Below are 18539 nucleotides of genomic sequence, written 5' to 3' on the forward strand. Positions count from 1 at the left end.
TGCTGAAATACCTACGCCAAACATAGACTACTGATCCATCTTGGCGAAGCGGTTCGATGCGCGGGAGCGATGTGTTCATGGAGCAGCTGTTCACGATGAAGCGTTGGAGGATTTCGTTCCAGCCGATCATCCACTGCGCCCGGTCCGGCTGATTTGTCGAAATCCTATTCTCTCTCGAGCCGGTGTCGTAGAAAGCGACTCATACCTAACAGTGCATGTACATTTAACAGAAGCGCTGTTAAATAGGGGCATGGTGTTAGAAAGAATTCCTGCCGCGCGGCTAGAAGCGCTCGCTCAGGCGGCGGAAGCGTATGTCCAGCACGCCTTCGGGCGGCGGCTCGAACTCACGCCGATAGCGCCTACAAACGTCCCACACTTCGTGCTTGACCGCTACATGTTGTGGGAAGGGTTGCTGGACGGTCGCACTCTGGTTGTCATGGCGATTTGCGAACCCCGGCAAGGCGCCACAACGGATTACCTCAAGCATCGTGATCTTGTCCGTCGCCAACTTGGCGTCGATCTCATTCTGCTGCTGCTTGACCATGTGCCGAACGCCGTCCGGCGCCAGATGGTGGAGCGGCAGATCGGCTTCATCGCGCCGGGTGCGCAGCTTTATGTCCCGGAAGCATTGCTCGACCTGCGCGAGCGAGCGCGGACGACCGCGATCGCCCCCGCAGACCAGATCAGCCCTACTACGCAATTAGTGCTCCTCGCGGTCCTGCAGGGTATCGCCCTTGAGGAGGAACACCTCACCGACCTTGCCGAGCGACTCCATGTGTCGATCATGAGCATAAGCCGAACACTTGATGAGCTTGAGGCACTCCAACTTGCAAAGGCTCGCCATGTCGGCCGACAACGCCGTCTGCACATGCTTCTGGGTGGTCACGAACTATGGGAGGCAATCCAAGAGCGGTTGCAATCCCCAGTGCGCAAGGTTCGCCTTGTTAGTGGCCGGGTCGAAAACCAAATCGCACCGCTCGCTGGCGAGAGCGCGCTTGCCCGCTACACCATGTTGGCGGCGCCAAGGGTCCAGACGCGCGCCATTCTGTCGATGCGTTGGAAGCGCCTCAAGGAGAGGCTCGCACTCAGCCCAGCCACGGCGTTCGATGACGACCGGTTAGAGATTCAGACCTGGACCTACGACCCGCAGATCCTCGCGCGGGATGCTGTCATAGATCGGCTCTCGCTGTATCTCAGTGTTCGGGGGAGCACGGACGAACGCGTCGCGCAAGCGGCGGAAGAACTATTGGAGAGGTTTGAATGGTGATCGGGGTGGACCGCTTCCGCGCTCATTTCGCGGGCCATGAACATCAATATGTGCTGATCGGTGGTGCCGCCTGCGAGCTTATCATGAACGAGGTCGGCCTGGACTTCCGCGCCACCAAGGATCTCGACATCGTGCTGATCGTCGAGGCGCTGGACGCTGCCTTCGCGGAGCGCTTCTGGGCCTTTGTCGAGCACGGTGGGTACGAGATCAGAGAGCGAAGCCAGGGGGAGAAAGTCCTCTACCGCTTCCAGAAGCCGAAGACCGAAGATTTCCCTGCCATGCTCGAGCTGTTCTCGCGGTCGCCCGAAGGGCTGACGCTTGCCGAGGACTCGCATCTTACGCCGCTTCCTATCGACGAAGCGGCCGCGAGTCTGTCGGCGATCCTGCTCGACGAGGACTATTACGCCTTTCTCAAGTCGATGGTGCGCGATGCCGGCGGCATCCCGGTGCTCAACGAGGCAGCGATCATCCCGTTCAAGGCCCGCGCGTGGCTCGACCTTAGCTGGGAGCGCGATGCGGGCGGCAAGGTTGACGAAAAGAACATCAAAAAACATCGCAACGACGTGGCACGGCTGCTGCAAGTCTTAAGCCCCGAAGCCAGCTATCCGCTGCCCGAGACCGTTGCAAAAGACATGCGGGCGTTCGTCGAGCTGGCGACAGCGGAGGTCGATTATAACCCCGAGCAGTTTAAGGTGAATATGACGCGAGAGGATGTTGCAGACCGGATCCGTGCCGCCTACCAGCTCTGATGGCATCCCGCGGTCATCTCCGTCTATCTCTTCAGAGCTAGAAAATCCCGGATGTTAGCGAATGTATCTGGATCGTAGATTGCAGCCCTTAGATGCTCCCGTAGCGACTGATCATCCCGGAACAACTTCACCATGTCGCGAATGAGAAATTCAGCCAATTTTCTAGTCCTACCGCTGAATTGGCTATCTAGCAGGTGGCGCAGATGTTGCCATGAGAGATCGTCCATTCTGCCACCTGAGATTTGTCGGGCACTTTAGCAGAAGCGCCGTCGTTCGGCCCCAGCCGTCCTCCTCACCCAAGCGTTAGAGGCTTTTTCCGAGCTCCGCGGTAGCAAGAGTCTCCGTGATCGGGCTTATGGGATCGAACTCCTCCTGCTCGTGCACGAGACCACTCGTGGTGAGGAGGTCCGCCAAGCCCGCGATCGCGCTTGCGAGCATGTCGCCGACAGGACCGGCCACACCCGGTGCGGGTCTCCCGAAGCGGCGGAGCAGGTCGACGTTCATCATATGGGCGCGCAGCGGAATGTCGACACCGGCAAGATGTCTTTCGAGGTGCCGGAATATTCGGACCCCTCCGGCGTCCATATCTCCCCAGTGAAACGTCGGCACCTGCGCTTGGGCCGCCAGCCTTGTGACCGTCGCGAGCGTCGGTCGCGAAGGGAAGCCACCGGAATAGATAACGAGGGCCCGTTCGGACCGTGCGACCTCCCGAATGTGCCGGACGAATGACGCGAAGTTCTCGATCGTCAGGACGTAGTCGGGCTTCGTCAGGAGACTGATCCCGCCGGCGCAGTCGGTAGGTATTCCGACATAGGGCATCGCCGGAAAGGACCGCCCGTCCAGCGATACGTCACCGTGCAGCAGGATTGGTTGCGGCAACCGCCTGATACCGGCGCTGGCAAGCAGTTCCTCCGGATCGAGGCGAGTCTGCTCCTCCATGCCCACCAAGATCTTCGCCATTGCTGCGGCGACTTGCCGAACATTCTTCTCCAGCGCTTTACTGTCGCCGACCGTCAACCGCGAGAACGTCCGGAAGTCCTGCTCCCCCTGCGGATCGCCCGACATGCGACCGCGTGCTGCGATGGCGAGGCCGATCACGTTTGCAAGCGTTCGCCCGTCTCCATTCCGAATTCCGATGTGGGAAACGCCCCGCGTCCAGGCCGCGACGGCGTCATCGATCAAACTGGCGGCGCCGGCCGGCAGCCCCGGCTGCGACCGCAGTTCTGAGACGGCTCGGTATGCCAGTTCGCCAGCCGGCCGTCGTTCGACCTTGCGGTAGAGCACCCCGGCATCCTTCAGCCTTGCACCGGTCACCCGACGCTCCGTCTTCGGGCCGGTTTGGACCAGCTCGATCCCGCCTGCTCGCTCTAACGCTGCGAGTTCCTCATCGAAGGCGTCCCGCAGGTCCATGTTGGCGAAGCCGTCATTATCAATCAAGGCGATCAGGTTTCGCACGGCGGGGTTGCGTTCATGCCGCGTGAGCAGATCGTCGATGAGTGAAATGACGGTCGAAAACCCGCGCCGTCTCATTCGGCCGCCTTCGCCTCGAGACCAAGTCGCTCAGCGAGTTCGTCATCCGTCGCGTGCTGGGGGTTGATGGCGCGCATCTCCTCGCGGACGCGGTCCTTGACCCGGATGGATTCGGCGAGGGAAACGTCGCCGCTGCGGAATACGTCGATGATGTAGTCCAGGTTCTCGTAGACGACCGCGCGTTTCTCGGTCGGCGCGGCGATGACGACCTGAAGGCCGATCGCCCGGTAGAATTCGAGCAGCGTCCGCTGGTTGGGACCATCCATCTTGCTGAAGGCCTCGTCGAACACCGCAAGCCCTATTCCAAGATCGCTTGGAGCGGTTGCCTGGCGGACGCCGTGGTAGGCGCTGGCGAGGGCCGCTCCGATGACGACGTAGAACGGCACCTGGCGTTCGGCACCGCTGGCCACGCCGCGTCGGCGGTCGAAGCTCGTCGTCCGCCCGGTGGCGACGTCGCGCATCCTGAGATCGTACGTGAAATAGCTGCGGTAGTCCTGAAAGATGGTAAAGTCGAAGGACTCGTCGGCGAGAAGCTGTTCTATCTGCCTGAGCGCCCGCGCGTGCCGCTCGTCGCGAGGCTCGGCCCGGCCGAACAGAGCATCCAGCACGCGCTCGTCGGCCTCACTGTCCTTGGCGAGATGATAGAGGTCGTCGAACTCCGGTTTGACGAGCTCCGCCAGACGATAGATCTCACCGTGAAGGGGGCGTGTGCGGAGCGCCGCCGAAAGCTTCTCCATCTCCGAATGAAGCTGCCCGAAGAGGCTGTTCAGCTCATGAATGAAGGTCGTCTTGAAGAGACGTGAAACCCGATCTGCCGCCTCGTCCGCTTGCTCGCGGTACCGGATGAGTTCGTTGTCTTCCAGCATCGCAATGCCGTCTAACACCCACGGTTTCACCGTGCCGATGATCGGCACGTCCGCATAGCCCTCGAGTGCGTCGGGGAAGTCGATGGCATACCTCCCAAGGGCCGCCCTGATGTCGTGACTGAGCTCTCGATACCCCTGCTTCGCATCGCCCGCAGCCTTCTCCATGTCGGAAGCAATCCTGGCCGGATTTCTAGCGGGATGCCCCCTATATCGCTGTCGGAGCGATCGCATTTGTGCCGCGGAGGTCACGACACTGCGGAACTGTCGACGGCGATGGGCGAGGCACAGGTAAGAGCCGACGCTCTGCTCGCCCGCGCCCAGCCTCTCCTTGACCTCCTCAATCTTCGTTCTGAGCGACGCGCGACTATCGATCAGTTCATCGCGATCTGTCTTGAGGCTGTTCAATAAGGCCTGCAACCGCTTCTCCGCGTCGAGTAGTTCAGGGTCGACCTGGGCCGATATCCGATCGAGTCGGCGCCGCGCGTCGGCACGCCTGTCTGCCAGATCCCCCAGCGCCAATGTGAGCGCTTCCAACTTGTCTTTTTCATCGACCGGTCTGCTGCAATCCTCGAGCCGCCGCATCGCGTCCTCGAAGAAGCGTTTCTTCTCAAGATGAATCCTCAAAAACTGCGAACGCTGTTCGATCCGCTCCCGGAGCGTGGTCTCCATCAGTGGTGCCGCAGCCCGCCCAATCTTAAGGCCGTCCGGCCGGCGCATTTCGGTGATCAGGCCGTCGTAATACGCACCATCGGCCATTACTGCGCGGCCGCTGCATAGAAGCTCATCCTGGTTCTCCGCAAGCCGAACGTTGCCTATCCTGAAGACTACGAACGCCATGGCCAGCTTATCGTCGCTGCGGATCATCGAAGCTAGCGTACCGCCCTCGGGCACGGTGGATCTCGACTGGAGCTTGCGGGTGTTGGCTACGCGGCATCCCGGATAAGCGTCGCGTCCATGCCGCAGGATCTCGGTCGCACGGTACGCGTGCTCTGGATCAACAATAATGGCCTCGCGGTCGCGGGTGAGCAGCGCCTCTAGCGCATTGCGCCACCGTTCGTCGACGATGTCAGCGACTTCACAGAGTGTGCGTGGCGTCATGCCTTCGCGGCGCAGGGCCTCCATAAGTCTCGAAGTTGCGGCATTAAGGGTGATCTGTCCCCGTCTGGCGTTGGCAAGCTGCTTGCTATCCTCGGCTGCCTCAGCCTCAAGTTGCTTGACCCAGACGATGGCCTCGTCTCGTTGGTCGGTCGCCTTTTCCATCCGGGCGCTCGCGGCTTCTGAGACTGCACCCAGCAGTTGCTCCATCTTCGCCGGATCGCGTGGCCAACCGGGCGGCGCGATCCCACGGCTGGCCTCTTCAACGCGCTCGAGCGCACAGAACAATTCGCCTGGGTATATGACGCTCAGCTTGTCGCGCAAATCCAGGAGTTGGATCGCGCGCGCAGCGCTGAGGTGCCGAGTTAGGAGGCGCTCCATGACGCCCGCATGGTCCCGCTCCAGCCCTCTAATCTCCTGCTCAACGATGGCGCGTTGTCCCTGCGCGCCGGTCGCAGCGAGCTGTCGCTGGACGGATGCGAGCGCCTCGGTCTGATGTTCTATTTCTTCCTCTATCCGCGCAAAATCCTCCATGACCACGCGAATCTCGTGCGCCTTCGACCTTTTTTCACCGATATTCGTCAACAGCCTGGCGAATCCTTCGACCAGCAGGGCGGTCCTCCCAATCGCGCGGCAGGTAAGTTCCTCGGCGAGAAGCCGGTCGAATTCCTCTATCTGGGCGCGGATTGCGCGAAGCACCTCCAATCTTCGATTGAGGTCGGCAATGGTCTTCTGGATCTCGCGGTAGCGGCGGATAGAATCGCGTAGCTCGGCGATGTCGATCGGCTTGGGTTCGAGCAGGTAGCGGTGCACGAACTGCTCGACAGACGAGATGTCCGTGAAGGAAAGCGCGGCCACGAATGTGCGGACAAACCGCTCGGGATCCGACGCGCGGCGCCCTGTGAACAGCGCGCGCATGTACTCGCGAATGAACGTCTTGGCGTCGTCCGGCGTGAGAAGCTGACCGCCCATTTCACTGCAGGCCTGGTCGAGCCGACGGCGGACGACAGGCCACACGGTCGGCCGGGACGCGTCTTCGCTGATATCCAGCAGCATCGAGGTGTCGACGCTAATACCCTCGGCGACGAACCGTCCCAGTACCTCTGTCTGTTGTCCGCGGGCGGCCTCAATGGACAGCCCGAGACTCACAGGCATCCGCCGCCTTTCCGTGTCCTCGAAGACAAGCGCGATGTGGCTTCTAGCCTGGTTCCTGAGGAAAATGTCCTGGTTGAGTTGCCCGAGACAGTAGCCCCCGAGCGTGCGGTCCGAACGGCCGCTGCTCTCGCCAGCGGACCGGTTGAACCGGTACAGACGCGACGAACCGCCGGCCATGATCGCCTGTATCAGATCGATTATTGTGGACTTGCCGGATCGGTTCTGGCCGAGGATGGCCGCATCGCCAGCCAGATCGAGGTCGGCCCGTACCATCATGTGCCAGTTCACTAGGACGATGCGCCGCAGTTCCATCATGCCTCGCCTCCCACGACCTGATCGTCTGCGTCGGGCGTGGTGGCGACTGGACGCGACAAGATCTGCTCGAGCGACGCGACGAAGTCGTCGCCGGCGACGCTAGTGACGAGCGCGCGAATGTCGAGATCCATATTCTGCGCGTCCGCGTCGAACTCACCGAGGCGAACGATCGCCTTGCGTTCGAGCATCCGGAGCACGTCGCGGAACTCGTTTGGCGCAAGCGCCGCGCGCCGGCTGCCGGCGACTATCCCCTGATAGGCCGCATACGCCTCGTTGAGTGTCGTGCGGGTGGTTCCGTTGGTGTAGATTTCGCCGAGTTGGAGTGCCTCTTCCCAGAGCCGTCGCATGATGAGTAACGCGATCGTCTCATCAATGCGCAGCCGCGGCAGCGCCGTGCGCTCCGGATCGGGCAAGATCCCCGCCCAGCCTTCGGTCTCCCGGTGGACGAGACGGTAGCCGCCAACATCAAAGTAAGCCTCGACAAGCTTTGCGAGTTCCGACCGGTGCAGCGTTTCCAGCAGCGTCGCGGCCCCACGGTCTTCCACGTGGACGAACTGGTTTCGCATCAGATGTGCGATGAGTTGCGTGACCTTTAGGAAACCGCGCGGGTTCGAGTTTTCGAGGGCGTTGAACTCAAGCAGCATGCTCGACCTCGAGAGTGATGCTGTCGTCGAGGCGCTTCACATGAAAGCCGCCGCAGTCCAGCCACTCGTTTGACACTGCGTCGTCGGACACCACGAACTCGAACCGGTCCTTAAGCGTCTTCGCGAGCCGCGAGTCGGCGTCGGCACCGAGGCCGCCGGCGACCATCACTCGGATGGCTTCGAAGGCCAGGAAATCATCGACGGTCTCGATTCTCAAATAAGCCGCCGTGGTCTCGCTAAAGGGCCGTACCCGTCTTTCGAGGAAACGGCTAACCTTTGCCGGCGAGATGGTCAGGCGATCCAAGTATTCCCGCTCGAGCTGACGCCTGAATTCGCGTATCGGATCTGGCGGCGGAAGGGCAAGGTCGGCGTCGGCGATCTCCGGCCGCGAGCCGCGCGGCTTCGCGAGGAGCTCGGGCGCAACCACGGTCATCCGGGGCTCAATCAATCCTCGTACCGCAAGATCGTCCACGCCCCGCGAGAGAGCATCGTCGAGCCCCTGGATCACATGCTCGCTGCGTTGGAGGAAGTTGGTCCGGCGCCCTGCGTACCTGACCACGTTACGCAGCCGCGTCTCGAGCCTGGACCGGTGCTGCTGGATCGCCTCGAAGGATTCCTCGATCCGTTCGAACACGCGGCGAATCCGGAACAGGTCCTCCTGCACGAGGTCGCGCGCCGCTTGCCCATCGGGAACGAGCCGGGATTCTAGATACGCGTCAGCTACGGCGGCCAAGTCAATCTCGGAATCCTCCAACTCGTCGAGCGAGGCGAGAATGGTCCGCCGATGCCGATAGGGATGCGCCGTGGTCGAGATGGACGTGTAGTCTCGCAGGAGCACCCGCTCGACGAAGTCCTCGAAGTAGTGTCGCAGCCGCTCGGCAAGCGTGTCCGAGGAGAGCACCTGCCGATCAACCTCCCGCAGGGCCGCGAGCACGCTTCTCATGTAGCGTCCGAAACGTGCCGAGTCATGGGCGGCCTTGTTGAGGCCGAGAGCGTTCTCCGCCGGTTTCTCCCGCACCGCACGGATCGCATTCCTCACCTCCACCACAAGGCCGCCGAGTTGCTCGGCGCCGCCCTCCTTCAAGGAGCACAGGAATTCGGCGAGACGCATCGCGCCTGACGGCATCTCTACTGTCGTCTTGAGGCCATAGCTCGCCTCGTCCAGCCAGCCCGTCTGCAGCATCCGGTTGTAGATGTGCCGGGACCGGCTGATCGCGGTCCCGGTGGCTTGATTGTCCACGCCTAAGACGCGTCGACGCCTGACCCGTCGACCGGTCCGCGTGACGAGGCGGTCGAGATCGACGGCGGCTTCGTCCTCGGCCCAGAGGCTAGGCTCCCGCGTGATGCAGTTGTAGATCACGCCGACTACCTCTGCCTCGGTCGGGAACAGGAGGTCGGACCGGTAGAAATCGTCGTAGACGGCGAGGATCGCACGCTCATAGAGCAGCCGGTTCCCGCCAGAGAACACCGTAAAGACGTCCGGGCCGAGTTGACCGAAGAGTTGCGGACGCGATGCATCCGATACTGAAGATACTGCGGACTTTGCCAAGATTCCCACCCCTGACGAGGAAGTTGACGGGAGCCCGTCTGAAGGTCAAGTGCTTAAAGATGATGCCTGCCGGTAAGGCAGGGAAAATTAATCAACCGGCTTCGGGCAATGATGAACAAACGGTCGAATGCTGCGCAAAGCGGCCAGCCGTTCCCAGGACTCTTTTTTTGTCAGAGGCAGTCCTGGGCGGATGTTTCCCATCCGAGCAATCCCTCGCCTGCCCCTCGCTCCTGCATTGGTCACTTTCTGACCCAGACCCCCAAGATACACACGCGGGAGTGTCTACAACAACTCAATACCGAGAATTTGGAGCGATTGTGAATCGTTGTAGCCGTGTAAAAACTGCGCTAAAGGGTCAACGTTTTCAGTGTCATAGGCGCGAAACGACAGACGCTCCGTCATTCGCTCTGTCGGAAATGCGCGAGGTCGCCGAGATGCGCGCAGTTCCCGAAGTGCTGGCCCTTGGCCAAGCGGTGCCGCGCCGGACCCGGGCCCATTCTGGATGCCGCCGAGGAAACGATCCGACAGCGAGAAGGCAGGCATCCGGGCCTGGGAGCTGGGAAAAACAGTGGGCAACCGACACTACTGCCGGGTTTGTCGAGTGAGCGACACGAGTTGTTCGGCTTGGCTCCTGATCTCTCCATCATTCAAGTCATTGAATAGCATCGAGAACATTTTTTCTGAGGCTTTCCTGCTCAATTGGCACGACTTTTGAAGCTTCCTTCTAGAATGGCGGTAGGAGCTGCCGACCGATTTCACGTCATGGATAATATCCGATCGGTGGAACGACGGGAGGAAAGCAGCATGTCACATCTGCATCGGCTGCCTATACTATCGGAAAGCGGGCGTGACCTGCGGAACCCGGGCGGCAAAACAAGCGAAGGTGTATCTACGCTTCATGACCTCATTTGCACCGGTGACGGACCGTCATTCCTAATGGAAGCCCATGACGCGCTCTCCGCGGCGATCGCGCAGCGGTCCGGTTTCAAGGCGCTTTGGGCGTCCGGCCTCTCGATCTCCTCCAGCCTCGGCTACCGCGATGCGAACGAGGCTTCTTGGACCCAGGTGGTCGACGTCGTGGAACGGATGGCGGACGCAGCGGAAATTCCAATCCTTGTCGACGGAGATAGCGGATTCGGCAATTTCAACAATGCCCGTCTGGTCGCTCGCAAGCTGCGGCAGCACGGCGCGAGCGGCGTTTGCCTCGAAGACAAGGCGTTCCCGAAGATGAACTCCTTCGTCAGCGACCGTCATCCGCTGGCGGAGATCGGCGAGTTCTGCGGTCGCCTGAAGGCGGTCAAGGATCAGGTTCCGGATCCGGAGTTCGTTCTCGTCGCTCGAATCGAGGCGCTGATCGCCGGATACGGTCAGCAGGAGGCGCTTGCACGAGCGCACGCCTATGCGGACGCTGGCGCCGATGCGATCCTGGTTCACTCCTGCAAGTCCGATGCGGAGGAGATCTTCACCTTCACGCGAGCCTGGCAGAACCGACTGCCCGTCGTGATCGTACCGACAAAATACCACCGTACGCCCGTTGCTGATTATCGCGCGGCCGGTATTTCCACGGTCATCTGGGCCAACCACAACCTGCGCGCCGCGATTTCGGCGATGCGTCAGGTGTGCGACCGCATCATCCAGGAGGAGAGCATTGCCGGTGTCGAAGGTGAAGTCGCGACGCTCGACGAGCTGTTCGAACTGATGAACTACGGCGAGCTCTCAGCGGCAAAAGAGAAATACCTTCCGCGGGCAGTGGACGGCCAAGGACCGCAGCGAGAGGTTCCTTCGAAAAGGATGGATGGAGACGCGCATGTTGGCGCAACGGACAAACTTGTTTAAATCGTCCGGGACCGCGGCCGCCCGCGCCGCGGCGAAGGCTGCCGCCGATGCCGGGATGGAGATTGTTGATCTCACGGCCGGCGAGATCTGGAGCGATCTGGCACCGACGATCCGGGACGGAGCGATCGAGGCGATCCGACAAGGCCTGAACCGCTACACTGACACCATCGGCTCGATGGAGTTGCGCGAGGCGCTGGCACGGAAGGTATCGGTCGAGACGGGGCAGCTTTGGCGGGCCGACGAGCTCGCCGTGACCAACGGCGCCAAGCAGGCTCTTTTCAACGTGGCGATGACGCTGATCAATCCCGGCGACCAGGTCATCATTCCCGCGCCCTACTGGACAACATTCCCAGCGCAGATCCAGATCGCCGGCGGCACCCCAGTCCATATCGACACGCGAGGAAACGGCTACGTTCCACGGATCGACGACATCCAACGCGTCATCACGCCGCTGACCCGGGCCATCGTCGTCAACACGCCCGCCAACCCCAGCGGCGCCGTCTACGACGCGGAGACTCTTTCGGGCATCGCCCAGCTGGCGATGGATCGGGACCTCTGGATCATCTTCGATGAATGTTACGGCCCCTTCACCCATGATGGCCATCGGCATCATCCGGTTGTGTCACTGACCCCCGAGGTCCGGGCCCGGACGGTGATCGTCAATGCCTTCTCCAAAGGCCTGGCCCTCACCGGCTGGCGCGTTGGCTATCTCGCTGCGCCGAAAGAACTGATCTCGGCTGCCAAGGCGTTTCAGTCGCACACGACATCGAACCCGAATGTCGTTGCCCAGTATGCAGTGCTGCACCACCTCCGTGAGGGAGATGGCGCCTTTGAGGCCCGGCTCAAGTGTCGATTGACGGCGGCGCGGCAGGCTGGGCTTACTGCCCTCTCCGAGCTGCAGCGCGTGCCGATACCTGAAGCACAGGGCGGGTTCTATTTCTATCTCGATCTGTCCGGCCTGTTGCGGCCGACGCTCGCCAATGATGACGCCAGGACAGCCGACGACATCGTGGCCGCGCTGCTCGCCCAAGCCGGCGTGGCCGGCGTGTCAGGCACTGCCTTCGGCGATCCCATGGGGCTCAGGCTCTCCTATGGCGTTCCGCCGAAGCAACTCAAGGTGGGCCTCGAGCGTGTGGTCGGCGTCCTTAACGGCTGGAACCGAAAGAATCGTCGCAGCAAGCAAAATAGAAGGGCTTAACCCATGACTGCAATTGGTCCGAGAGAGGCGGTGATTCTTGCCGCCGGGTTTGGCTCGCGCCTGCGTCCGCTCACCGATCTGCGGCCGAAGCCGCTGGTCGAAGTCAACGGCACGCCGATCCTTCACAACGCCTTGCAGAACCTCGAGGCAGTCGGCGTAAGGGAGGTGACGATCGTTGTCGGCTATCGCAAAGACGCGATCCAATATTACTGCGGCCAACGCTTCGGTGGGCTCGATATCAATTATGTCGAGTCGACGGTCTTCGACCGCACGGGCAGCGCCTATTCACTCTGGCTGGCACGCGACGCGTTACTCTCGGGAGACTGCTATCTTCTTGAGGGCGACGTCTTCTTTGAGGAAGACGCGCTTCGGCGCTTGACGATAGATGACGCGGCGAATTCAGCCGCAGTAGCGCCTTTCCATCCGTCGATGGAGGGCTCTGCAGTAATTTTGTCCGAAGGCGGATTTATTTCCGAGTTTCGGCTTAAACAAACAGCTGCGGACCTGGTTTCCGGCGGCCCGGCTCTCTTCAAGACGGTGAATCTCATGCGCTTCTCCGACGCGACACTGCGCACGATAATCGTGCCTGCCCTTGATGATCTCATCGGTTCCGGTGCGATCAAGGCTTACATGGAGGAGTTTCTTGCTCATCTTATCGAAAGCCGCGGCCTCCTGCTTGCGGCTGCCCGCTGCGATGAGCTGCGATGGTACGAGATAGACAGCGAGGCCGATCTAAGGACTGCGGAGAACATATTCTCACCCTTATGCGGATCGCCTTCTCCGGCATCAAATCGCGTCGAGATAGGATCGGACGGCTTCCAATGATCATCTATCTTTCAGACCGCGCAAACCAGATCACGATGCTTGGCCTCCTGGCATCAGGAACCGCGCTCTATTTTGCGCAATCGGGCAAACCGGAGCTTGCAATCGCAGCAGCGCTCTGGGCGGTCTTAGCAGACCATTTCGACGGAGTGGTCGCGAAGCGAACGAAAAACCGGTCGGCAGAGACGGCCAGTATGGGTAAGAGTCTGGATGGATTTGCTGATCTCCTGTACGGCGCCGTCATTCCGGCTGCGGTACTCATGCAAATCGGAACAGGCGGTGTCTTACCGTTGGTAACGGGACTCGCTCTAATACTCGCTGGTGCTTTGCGATTAAGTTATTTCAGCAATTTCGGGATGTCCACAAAAGGGTATTTCACCGGCGTTCCGCTTTCCTACGATGTTCCGCTCATGGCAGTTCTTCTGCTTATCGCAGCGTGGATTCCTGTTCCACTGTGGAACAATGCTACATGCGGACTCTTCTTGTTGCTCGCGGTTCTGCACGTGCTGCCCATCGCCGTGCCAAGTATGAATCGCGCAATGTATGCAGTGGTCACCGTCTTCGCGGTCGTGGCGTCAATATTCCTAGCTTATCGCGGCTTTTCGGCGGGGTAGCCAGCCGAATCCAGTCCGTCTCTCATCTTCGAAAAGGAACCCGCAAATGAATGGTCCGATCAAATGGGCGATCGTGGCGCTGTCGCCGAACACCATGTTAACCGCTCTCTTTATGCAGCGGTAGCGCTCGATGCTCTCCTCCTTCATCCTGGCAAGACGACCGGGCGCATTAATTGCAGATGTCGGGGCGGAAACCGGCGAGCTCACCGGCATGTTGGCCTACGCAATCGAACCGAGCGAGGGAAAGTCGGATCGGCGACCCTTCGGACCGCCTGTCGAACGGTTCGAATGGACGGTCGGGTTCAGCGGAGGATCATGGCGATCTGGAACCTCAACGACCCCGATGACTTCTTGGTGAAAGAAATCGAAGCGGAGATTGAGGCGCGACCCGGGTCTTCAACGGGTTCAAAAAAAAGCATCTACAAATTGTTTGGCAGGCAGCCACCTACTCGGACATCTTGAGATCCTACCACAATGTCCCGAGCCAAATCGGCTCCGAATGCTGGGCGAGACCTTAAACCTGATTGCCAATCGCGTAACTGGGAAAACCGAGGGCATCACACTCATCACACTCTTGCATGGACGGTTCGGTCAATCTGACCGAACCAAAAGTGGATTGGGGGCCTAGAGCACGTCCGGTTTAATCCGGTTCATAGCCTGCGGCCTTGAAGTAGTTTTCGCATTCTGTTGGCGTAAAAAGGTCGACGAGCGCGCCGACGGTGTCCCATAGGGCTGCGATTGTTCGCTCGGCCCTCGCCCGCAGGAGCGCCTTGAGCTTTGCGAAGGCGTTTTCGATGGGGTTGAAGTCGGGGCTGTAGGGCGGGAGGAACATCAGCTTTGCACCGGCGGCTTCGATCGCCTCGCGCACGCCCCCGGACTTGTGCGCCGGCAAATTGTCCATGACGACGACGTCGCCTGGCGTCAGCGTTGGCGCCAGCACCTGCTCGACATAGGCGAGGAACACGACCCCGTTCATGGCGCCGTCGTAGACGAAGGGCGCGGTCATTCCGGTCAGCCTGAGCGCGCCGGTGAAGGTCGTGGTCTTCCAGTGACCGTGCGGCACGCCGGCCCGGCAGCGTTCGCCGCGCAGCGCTCTTCCGCGCAGGCGAGCCATCTTGGTCGACAGCCCGGTCTCATCGATGAAGACGAGCCTTGCCGGATCGAGGTCGAGCTGGCCGTCGAACCAGGCACGCCGGCGCTTCAGGATGTCGGGGCGATCTTGCTCCAGTGCGTGTGCGGACTTTTTTTGAACGTCCAGCCGTGCCCCCGCAGCCAGTCGCTCAACGTGCTGCGGCCGATGCGCATGGACCGCTCGGCCAAGAGCCGCTCCACCATCTCGTTCAGCGTGATGTCCTTGCGCTCCTCGATCATCCCGATGATGAAGTCGGCATGGGCGTCGAGACGCGAGCCGCGCCGTCGTCCCTGCGGTCGTGGTGTCGTCTCGCCCATCCGGGCTCTGCCGATCCAGCGGATCGCACTCGATATCCCGACACCGAACCGAGCCGCTGCTTGCGGGCCGATGCTCCTTCACCCGCAGCCTTCACGACACGTGACCGCAGATCCTCACCAAGTGCTCTCGCCATCGTCCACCTCCATAAAAGTGGACGTTGAATCAGCCAAACCGATTCGCGTCACATCACAATCGATTCATCGATCGCCGGACGTGCTCTAGATCATGCAACCTAAACCAATGCCTAGCGAGCCGCTCAGTCGTTCACTCGTTCACGATTTTCCCGGCGGATATTGGCGTTATGGTGTCACCGATCATGTTCTGCTGGTAAATCTATACTTTCCGCCCCATGGTTTCTATACCGCGCTTGGCGAGCGGCTTCCCGAGCTCATCAGTTGCTATCCGTCACCGCAGCCACATCTTGCTGAGCAGTTGGGCAGCTTGATTTCCCAAAATCCGCAGAACCTCGCTGTTGGCAATGGCGTTGCGGAACTGATTCATGCGAGCATCCAAGCGCTAAACTGGCGCTTAGCCGTTCCGACACCGTCCTTCAATCCATACGAGCAGGTAGTGTCGCCCAAACGACTGGCGCGGTTTCCTTTACCTGCTCCAGACTTCGAGCTCGATATCGAGAAGTTCGCTTGGCATGCGATAGCGCACAACGCCGACGCGGTGGTTGTCATTTCGCCCAACAATCCAACCTCTAGGGGAGTGCTACCGCAGGAGCTTCTCCATCTCACAAAAATACTTTTAGAAAGAAACATTCGACTAATCGTCGATGAATCGTTCGTCGAATTCACCTCAGAGGGTGCTTCCGGAAGTATCGATGGCAGAATACAAGAATATCCAAACCTAGTGATATTCAAAAGCCTCGGGAAGATATTCGGCGTTTGCGGGCTACGTCTCGGCTACATGCTCGCAAGCGATCACAAGCTGATATCGTCCGTGCGAAGAAATTTGCCGGCTTGGAATGTAAATACTTTAGGAGAGTTTTTCCTCCACGCTCTGCCGAGCTACCAGCGCGAAGCAGAGGAAAGCTGGACTCAGGTGCGCCGGGATCGCGATCAGCTCTATTCAGAACTCGCGAAGATCCCTGATATGCATGTACTTCGGCCCGATGCAAACTTCGTCTTCTGCCGCCTTCCAGATGATTGGCCAGATGGAGCCACGCTCGCGGAAAAGCTCCTTGCGCACCATAGAGTCCTGATTCGCCACAGTGGGGCTAAAACGCTCAGCAAGGGAGCTCGGTACTTGCGTATTGCTGCGCGGACATTCGACGAAAACAGACTTCTTGTAGAGCGCCTTCAGGAGGTCGCCGAAACATAGTGTCGGTACGAAACGGAGAAAGATGGCAAATCAACGGGACCAACGGTCGGGTTAGGCGGCCGTTACGCATTGCTCCAGCCGTTCCGGTGTTAGCGGAATGAACATTTGGGCCGCGATCGTCTTTGCGCCTATCCTGCCTGCGTCGGAATTAAATTATGCGGGCCGCAGGCCCCGCATATTTTCCCCCGGGGGACGCAGCTTTCATGGGCAATCCTGTCGGCGTAGCCGCTGCTCGAGTTTTTGATGCTCGCTCAGCCTTCCGCCGTGCCGCTTTCGATATGGATCGCCTCTCCAACGTGAATGCGCCGCAGAACCTGCCGGAAGCTGCCGAGCCTTGCTTCGAAGGCCTCGCTCCGAATGTCCGGGATCGCCTGCGATGCATGTCCAAAGACCTCATGCAGGACGCGGCCTGTAACCGTGTTCGGCACGGCGATCCCGAGAAGGTGCAGAAAGGTCGGAGCAAAATCGCAGATGCCGGAGGGGGCCTTGGAGACTGAACCTTGCGCGGGGAATGCCGAGCCAGCGACAATGCCGAGGGCAGCGAGTTCTTTCGGATGCAATCCGCCATGGACGCCAAGCCCCGTGCGGCGGTCATTGTCATAGGACGTCCCCCCGATGAGGCCAAATGAATCGACGCCATCATCTGCTCGGAAGGAAAAGGACACGTCTGGTGCACGAGGATGATCAGCAAAGACCAGACGACTGCCAAGGCTTCCGGGGGCGATGCCCTCAGTTTCATTCTTTGCGCGTGTGAATACCGGACCACACCACGGCTGGCTGGTAATCGTCGCCACCAGCCGGGCGATCTTCTGGTCACTTGGGTCGGCGAGATAGAGAGCTCCGACCTGCCCAGGCACGACAACGACATCGACATCCGGCGCGGGTGCCGTACCGGCACGAAAACCGGCTTCGCGCAGATTGTCAACCACCGAAACCCGCGTATGACCCGAGATGTGTCCGTGATCCGACATCGCGATAATCTGCACGCCTTTGGCGCGCTCTTCCGCCTCCCACCAGTCGAGCACACGTCCAAACTGGCGGTCGCAATGAGTGATGATGCCGCGCGTCGCCTCGGCGCCGGTGCCATGGAAATGCGAGGTGATGTCGGGCTCGCCATAGGAAAGGATCGTGACGTCCGGCCGGTATTTCGGCCAGACCACGTCGAGAAACGCTGAGGTTATCCAGTCCTGCCCGGCCGTGTTGGGCTCGACTTCTAGCGATGCCGGCTCCAGCGGGCCAATCCGACGTTGGGCCTCTGCTAGCACATCATCGGGAGTGCAGGCCTCCCGGAAATGGCCCGAGAGGCGAATGTGGCCGAAGTCCTCGGCTTTGTGATGGAAGAAGCGTGTCGTGCCGGGTGTATTCGTGGCCAACACGGCCATGCTGCGCCCGGCCCCAGCGAGGATTTCGCCAAGCGTGGGCACCGACATCAGTCCTCCACCGCTTTCGAGGTCGAGCTTGCGCAGGAGCACGGCATCTGACGTGTCGATATAGCGCGGCGGCGTAACGGATCGGTCGACATATCGGTTTCCCACCATGCCGTGTCGACCAGGAGTGGCGCCTGTCACGAGGCTCGGGAAGGCCGCACGGGTTTCGCTGGGATAGATCGTCCGATGCTTCGCCAGCGTGACACCCAGGTACTGCAAGCGGCAGAGGTTCGGCGTCAGATCTGGCAAGACGAGGTCGGGACGAAGGCCGTCAAAGCTGATGATGAGAAACCGCATGATATCTTAATTCTAGTTGCCCACATGGGTGAACGTGCAGTTCGTCAGTCGCGGATCGCCAGTTCACTTGACAACGTCCAACAAGCGTCCACGAGACCGCGGATGTATCAGGGCAACGCATGGAAAGGCCCGCCGGGGCGGAGACGTGCCAAAAACGGATTCGAAGGCGTTCCGCAGAGCGCCATAGATTGCTTGCTGATCCGCGCATGGCCGACCGACGACAGCCGTGCGCGCGCAATCGGCGCTGCCTGAACCTTGTCCGGTGCCGCAGATAATCGACTCCGGTTGGATCAGCATCATTCCGTCCAGCCCTGCCTTTTCAAGGACGGTTAAGTAGGCGGGAAAAAGCAATGAGATGTTCCTGTACGAGAGATGATTTACTGGCGACGCCTAGCTGCA

Annotated in this window: 12 protein-coding genes and 1 pseudogene; 7 read left to right on the forward strand and 6 right to left on the reverse strand. The window is 60.5% G+C overall.

The window, feature by feature from the left end:
- Positions 1–40 precede the first annotated feature (40 nt).
- Both A9K68_RS29650 and A9K68_RS32125 read left to right on the forward strand, forming a co-directional pair.
- Positions 41–1267: a hypothetical protein gene (locus A9K68_RS29650; protein WP_245430189.1), complete on the forward strand. Its 1227-nt coding sequence runs from the start codon at positions 41–43 to the stop codon at positions 1265–1267.
- A complete protein-coding gene (locus tag A9K68_RS32125) occupies positions 1261–2016 on the forward strand; it encodes a hypothetical protein (protein WP_065010987.1) in 756 nt (251 codons plus the stop codon). Before A9K68_RS29650 ends, A9K68_RS32125 begins: the two co-directional genes overlap by 7 nt.
- Positions 2017–2319: 303 nt before the next feature.
- Here A9K68_RS32125 and A9K68_RS29660 read toward each other — a convergent pair whose 3' ends face one another.
- From A9K68_RS29660 to A9K68_RS29675, 4 genes are read right to left on the reverse strand one after another with little or no spacing between them, the layout of a single operon-like run.
- Positions 2320–3546 carry a Wadjet anti-phage system protein JetD domain-containing protein gene (locus tag A9K68_RS29660; RefSeq protein ID WP_065010985.1) on the reverse strand — a complete coding sequence of 409 codons (1227 nt, stop codon included), beginning with the start codon at positions 3544–3546 and terminating at the stop codon, positions 2320–2322.
- Complete coding sequence (locus tag A9K68_RS29665; protein WP_065010984.1) at positions 3543–6977, reverse strand: SbcC/MukB-like Walker B domain-containing protein; 3435 nt, start codon at positions 6975–6977, stop codon at positions 3543–3545. Before A9K68_RS29665 ends, A9K68_RS29660 begins: the two co-directional genes overlap by 4 nt.
- Positions 6974–7621, reverse strand: a complete 648-nt coding sequence (locus A9K68_RS29670) for a DUF4194 domain-containing protein (protein WP_065010983.1) — start codon at positions 7619–7621, stop codon at positions 6974–6976. The genes A9K68_RS29665 and A9K68_RS29670 overlap by 4 nt, the downstream gene beginning before the upstream one ends.
- On the reverse strand, positions 7611–9170 hold the full coding sequence (locus A9K68_RS29675) for a Wadjet anti-phage system protein JetA family protein (RefSeq protein ID WP_065010999.1): 1560 nt from the start codon (positions 9168–9170) through the stop codon (positions 7611–7613). The genes A9K68_RS29670 and A9K68_RS29675 overlap by 11 nt, the downstream gene beginning before the upstream one ends.
- A 936-nt stretch (positions 9171–10106) precedes the next feature.
- Here A9K68_RS29675 and aepX point away from each other — a divergent pair.
- From aepX to A9K68_RS29695, 4 genes are read left to right on the forward strand one after another with little or no spacing between them, the layout of a single operon-like run.
- Entirely contained in the window at positions 10107–11006 is a 900-nt protein-coding gene (gene aepX / locus A9K68_RS29680; RefSeq protein ID WP_245430190.1) for a phosphoenolpyruvate mutase, read from the forward strand.
- Positions 10978–12204 carry an aminotransferase class I/II-fold pyridoxal phosphate-dependent enzyme gene (locus tag A9K68_RS29685; protein WP_065010998.1) on the forward strand — a complete coding sequence of 409 codons (1227 nt, stop codon included), beginning with the start codon at positions 10978–10980 and terminating at the stop codon, positions 12202–12204. Before aepX ends, A9K68_RS29685 begins: the two co-directional genes overlap by 29 nt.
- Before the next feature lie 3 nt (positions 12205–12207).
- Entirely contained in the window at positions 12208–13029 is an 822-nt protein-coding gene (locus tag A9K68_RS29690; protein WP_082982649.1) for a phosphocholine cytidylyltransferase family protein, read from the forward strand.
- Positions 13026–13640 carry a CDP-alcohol phosphatidyltransferase family protein gene (locus A9K68_RS29695; protein WP_065010982.1) on the forward strand — a complete coding sequence of 205 codons (615 nt, stop codon included), beginning with the start codon at positions 13026–13028 and terminating at the stop codon, positions 13638–13640. Before A9K68_RS29690 ends, A9K68_RS29695 begins: the two co-directional genes overlap by 4 nt.
- Positions 13641–14280: 640 nt before the next feature.
- On the opposite strand, the pseudogene A9K68_RS29700 reads toward A9K68_RS29695, so the two are convergent.
- Positions 14281–15223, reverse strand: a pseudogene (locus tag A9K68_RS29700) (IS630 family transposase).
- Between the two features lie 92 nt (positions 15224–15315).
- On the opposite strand from A9K68_RS29700, the gene A9K68_RS29705 reads away from it, so the two are divergent.
- Positions 15316–16416 carry a histidinol-phosphate transaminase gene (locus A9K68_RS29705; protein WP_082982782.1) on the forward strand — a complete coding sequence of 367 codons (1101 nt, stop codon included), beginning with the start codon at positions 15316–15318 and terminating at the stop codon, positions 16414–16416.
- Between the two features lie 251 nt (positions 16417–16667).
- On the opposite strand, the gene A9K68_RS29710 is transcribed toward A9K68_RS29705, so the two are convergent.
- Positions 16668–18140 (reverse strand): alkaline phosphatase family protein, encoded by a 1473-nt coding sequence (locus A9K68_RS29710; RefSeq protein WP_065012168.1) that lies wholly within the window; start codon positions 18138–18140, stop codon positions 16668–16670.
- Positions 18141–18539: the final 399 nt, after the last annotated feature.

It is taken from the genome of Mesorhizobium sp. AA22 (assembly GCF_001672375.2).
Taxonomy (GTDB): Bacteria; Pseudomonadota; Alphaproteobacteria; order Rhizobiales; family Rhizobiaceae; genus Mesorhizobium; species Mesorhizobium wenxiniae.

Coding starts and splice junctions, on each gene's coding strand:
- A9K68_RS29710 (WP_065012168.1), bottom strand. CDS start 18,140: ATGCGGTTTCTCATCATCAGCTTTGACGGCCTTCGTCCCGACCTCGTC.
- A9K68_RS29705 (WP_082982782.1), top strand. CDS start 15,316: ATGCAACCTAAACCAATGCCTAGCGAGCCGCTCAGTCGTTCACTCGTT.
- A9K68_RS29685 (WP_065010998.1), top strand. CDS start 10,978: ATGTTGGCGCAACGGACAAACTTGTTTAAATCGTCCGGGACCGCGGCC.
- A9K68_RS29665 (WP_065010984.1), bottom strand. CDS start 6,977: ATGATGGAACTGCGGCGCATCGTCCTAGTGAACTGGCACATGATGGTA.
- A9K68_RS29660 (WP_065010985.1), bottom strand. CDS start 3,546: ATGAGACGGCGCGGGTTTTCGACCGTCATTTCACTCATCGACGATCTG.
- A9K68_RS29670 (WP_065010983.1), bottom strand. CDS start 7,621: ATGCTGCTTGAGTTCAACGCCCTCGAAAACTCGAACCCGCGCGGTTTC.
- A9K68_RS32125 (WP_065010987.1), top strand. CDS start 1,261: ATGGTGATCGGGGTGGACCGCTTCCGCGCTCATTTCGCGGGCCATGAA.
- A9K68_RS29690 (WP_082982649.1), top strand. CDS start 12,208: ATGACTGCAATTGGTCCGAGAGAGGCGGTGATTCTTGCCGCCGGGTTT.
- aepX (WP_245430190.1), top strand. CDS start 10,107: ATGGAAGCCCATGACGCGCTCTCCGCGGCGATCGCGCAGCGGTCCGGT.
- A9K68_RS29695 (WP_065010982.1), top strand. CDS start 13,026: ATGATCATCTATCTTTCAGACCGCGCAAACCAGATCACGATGCTTGGC.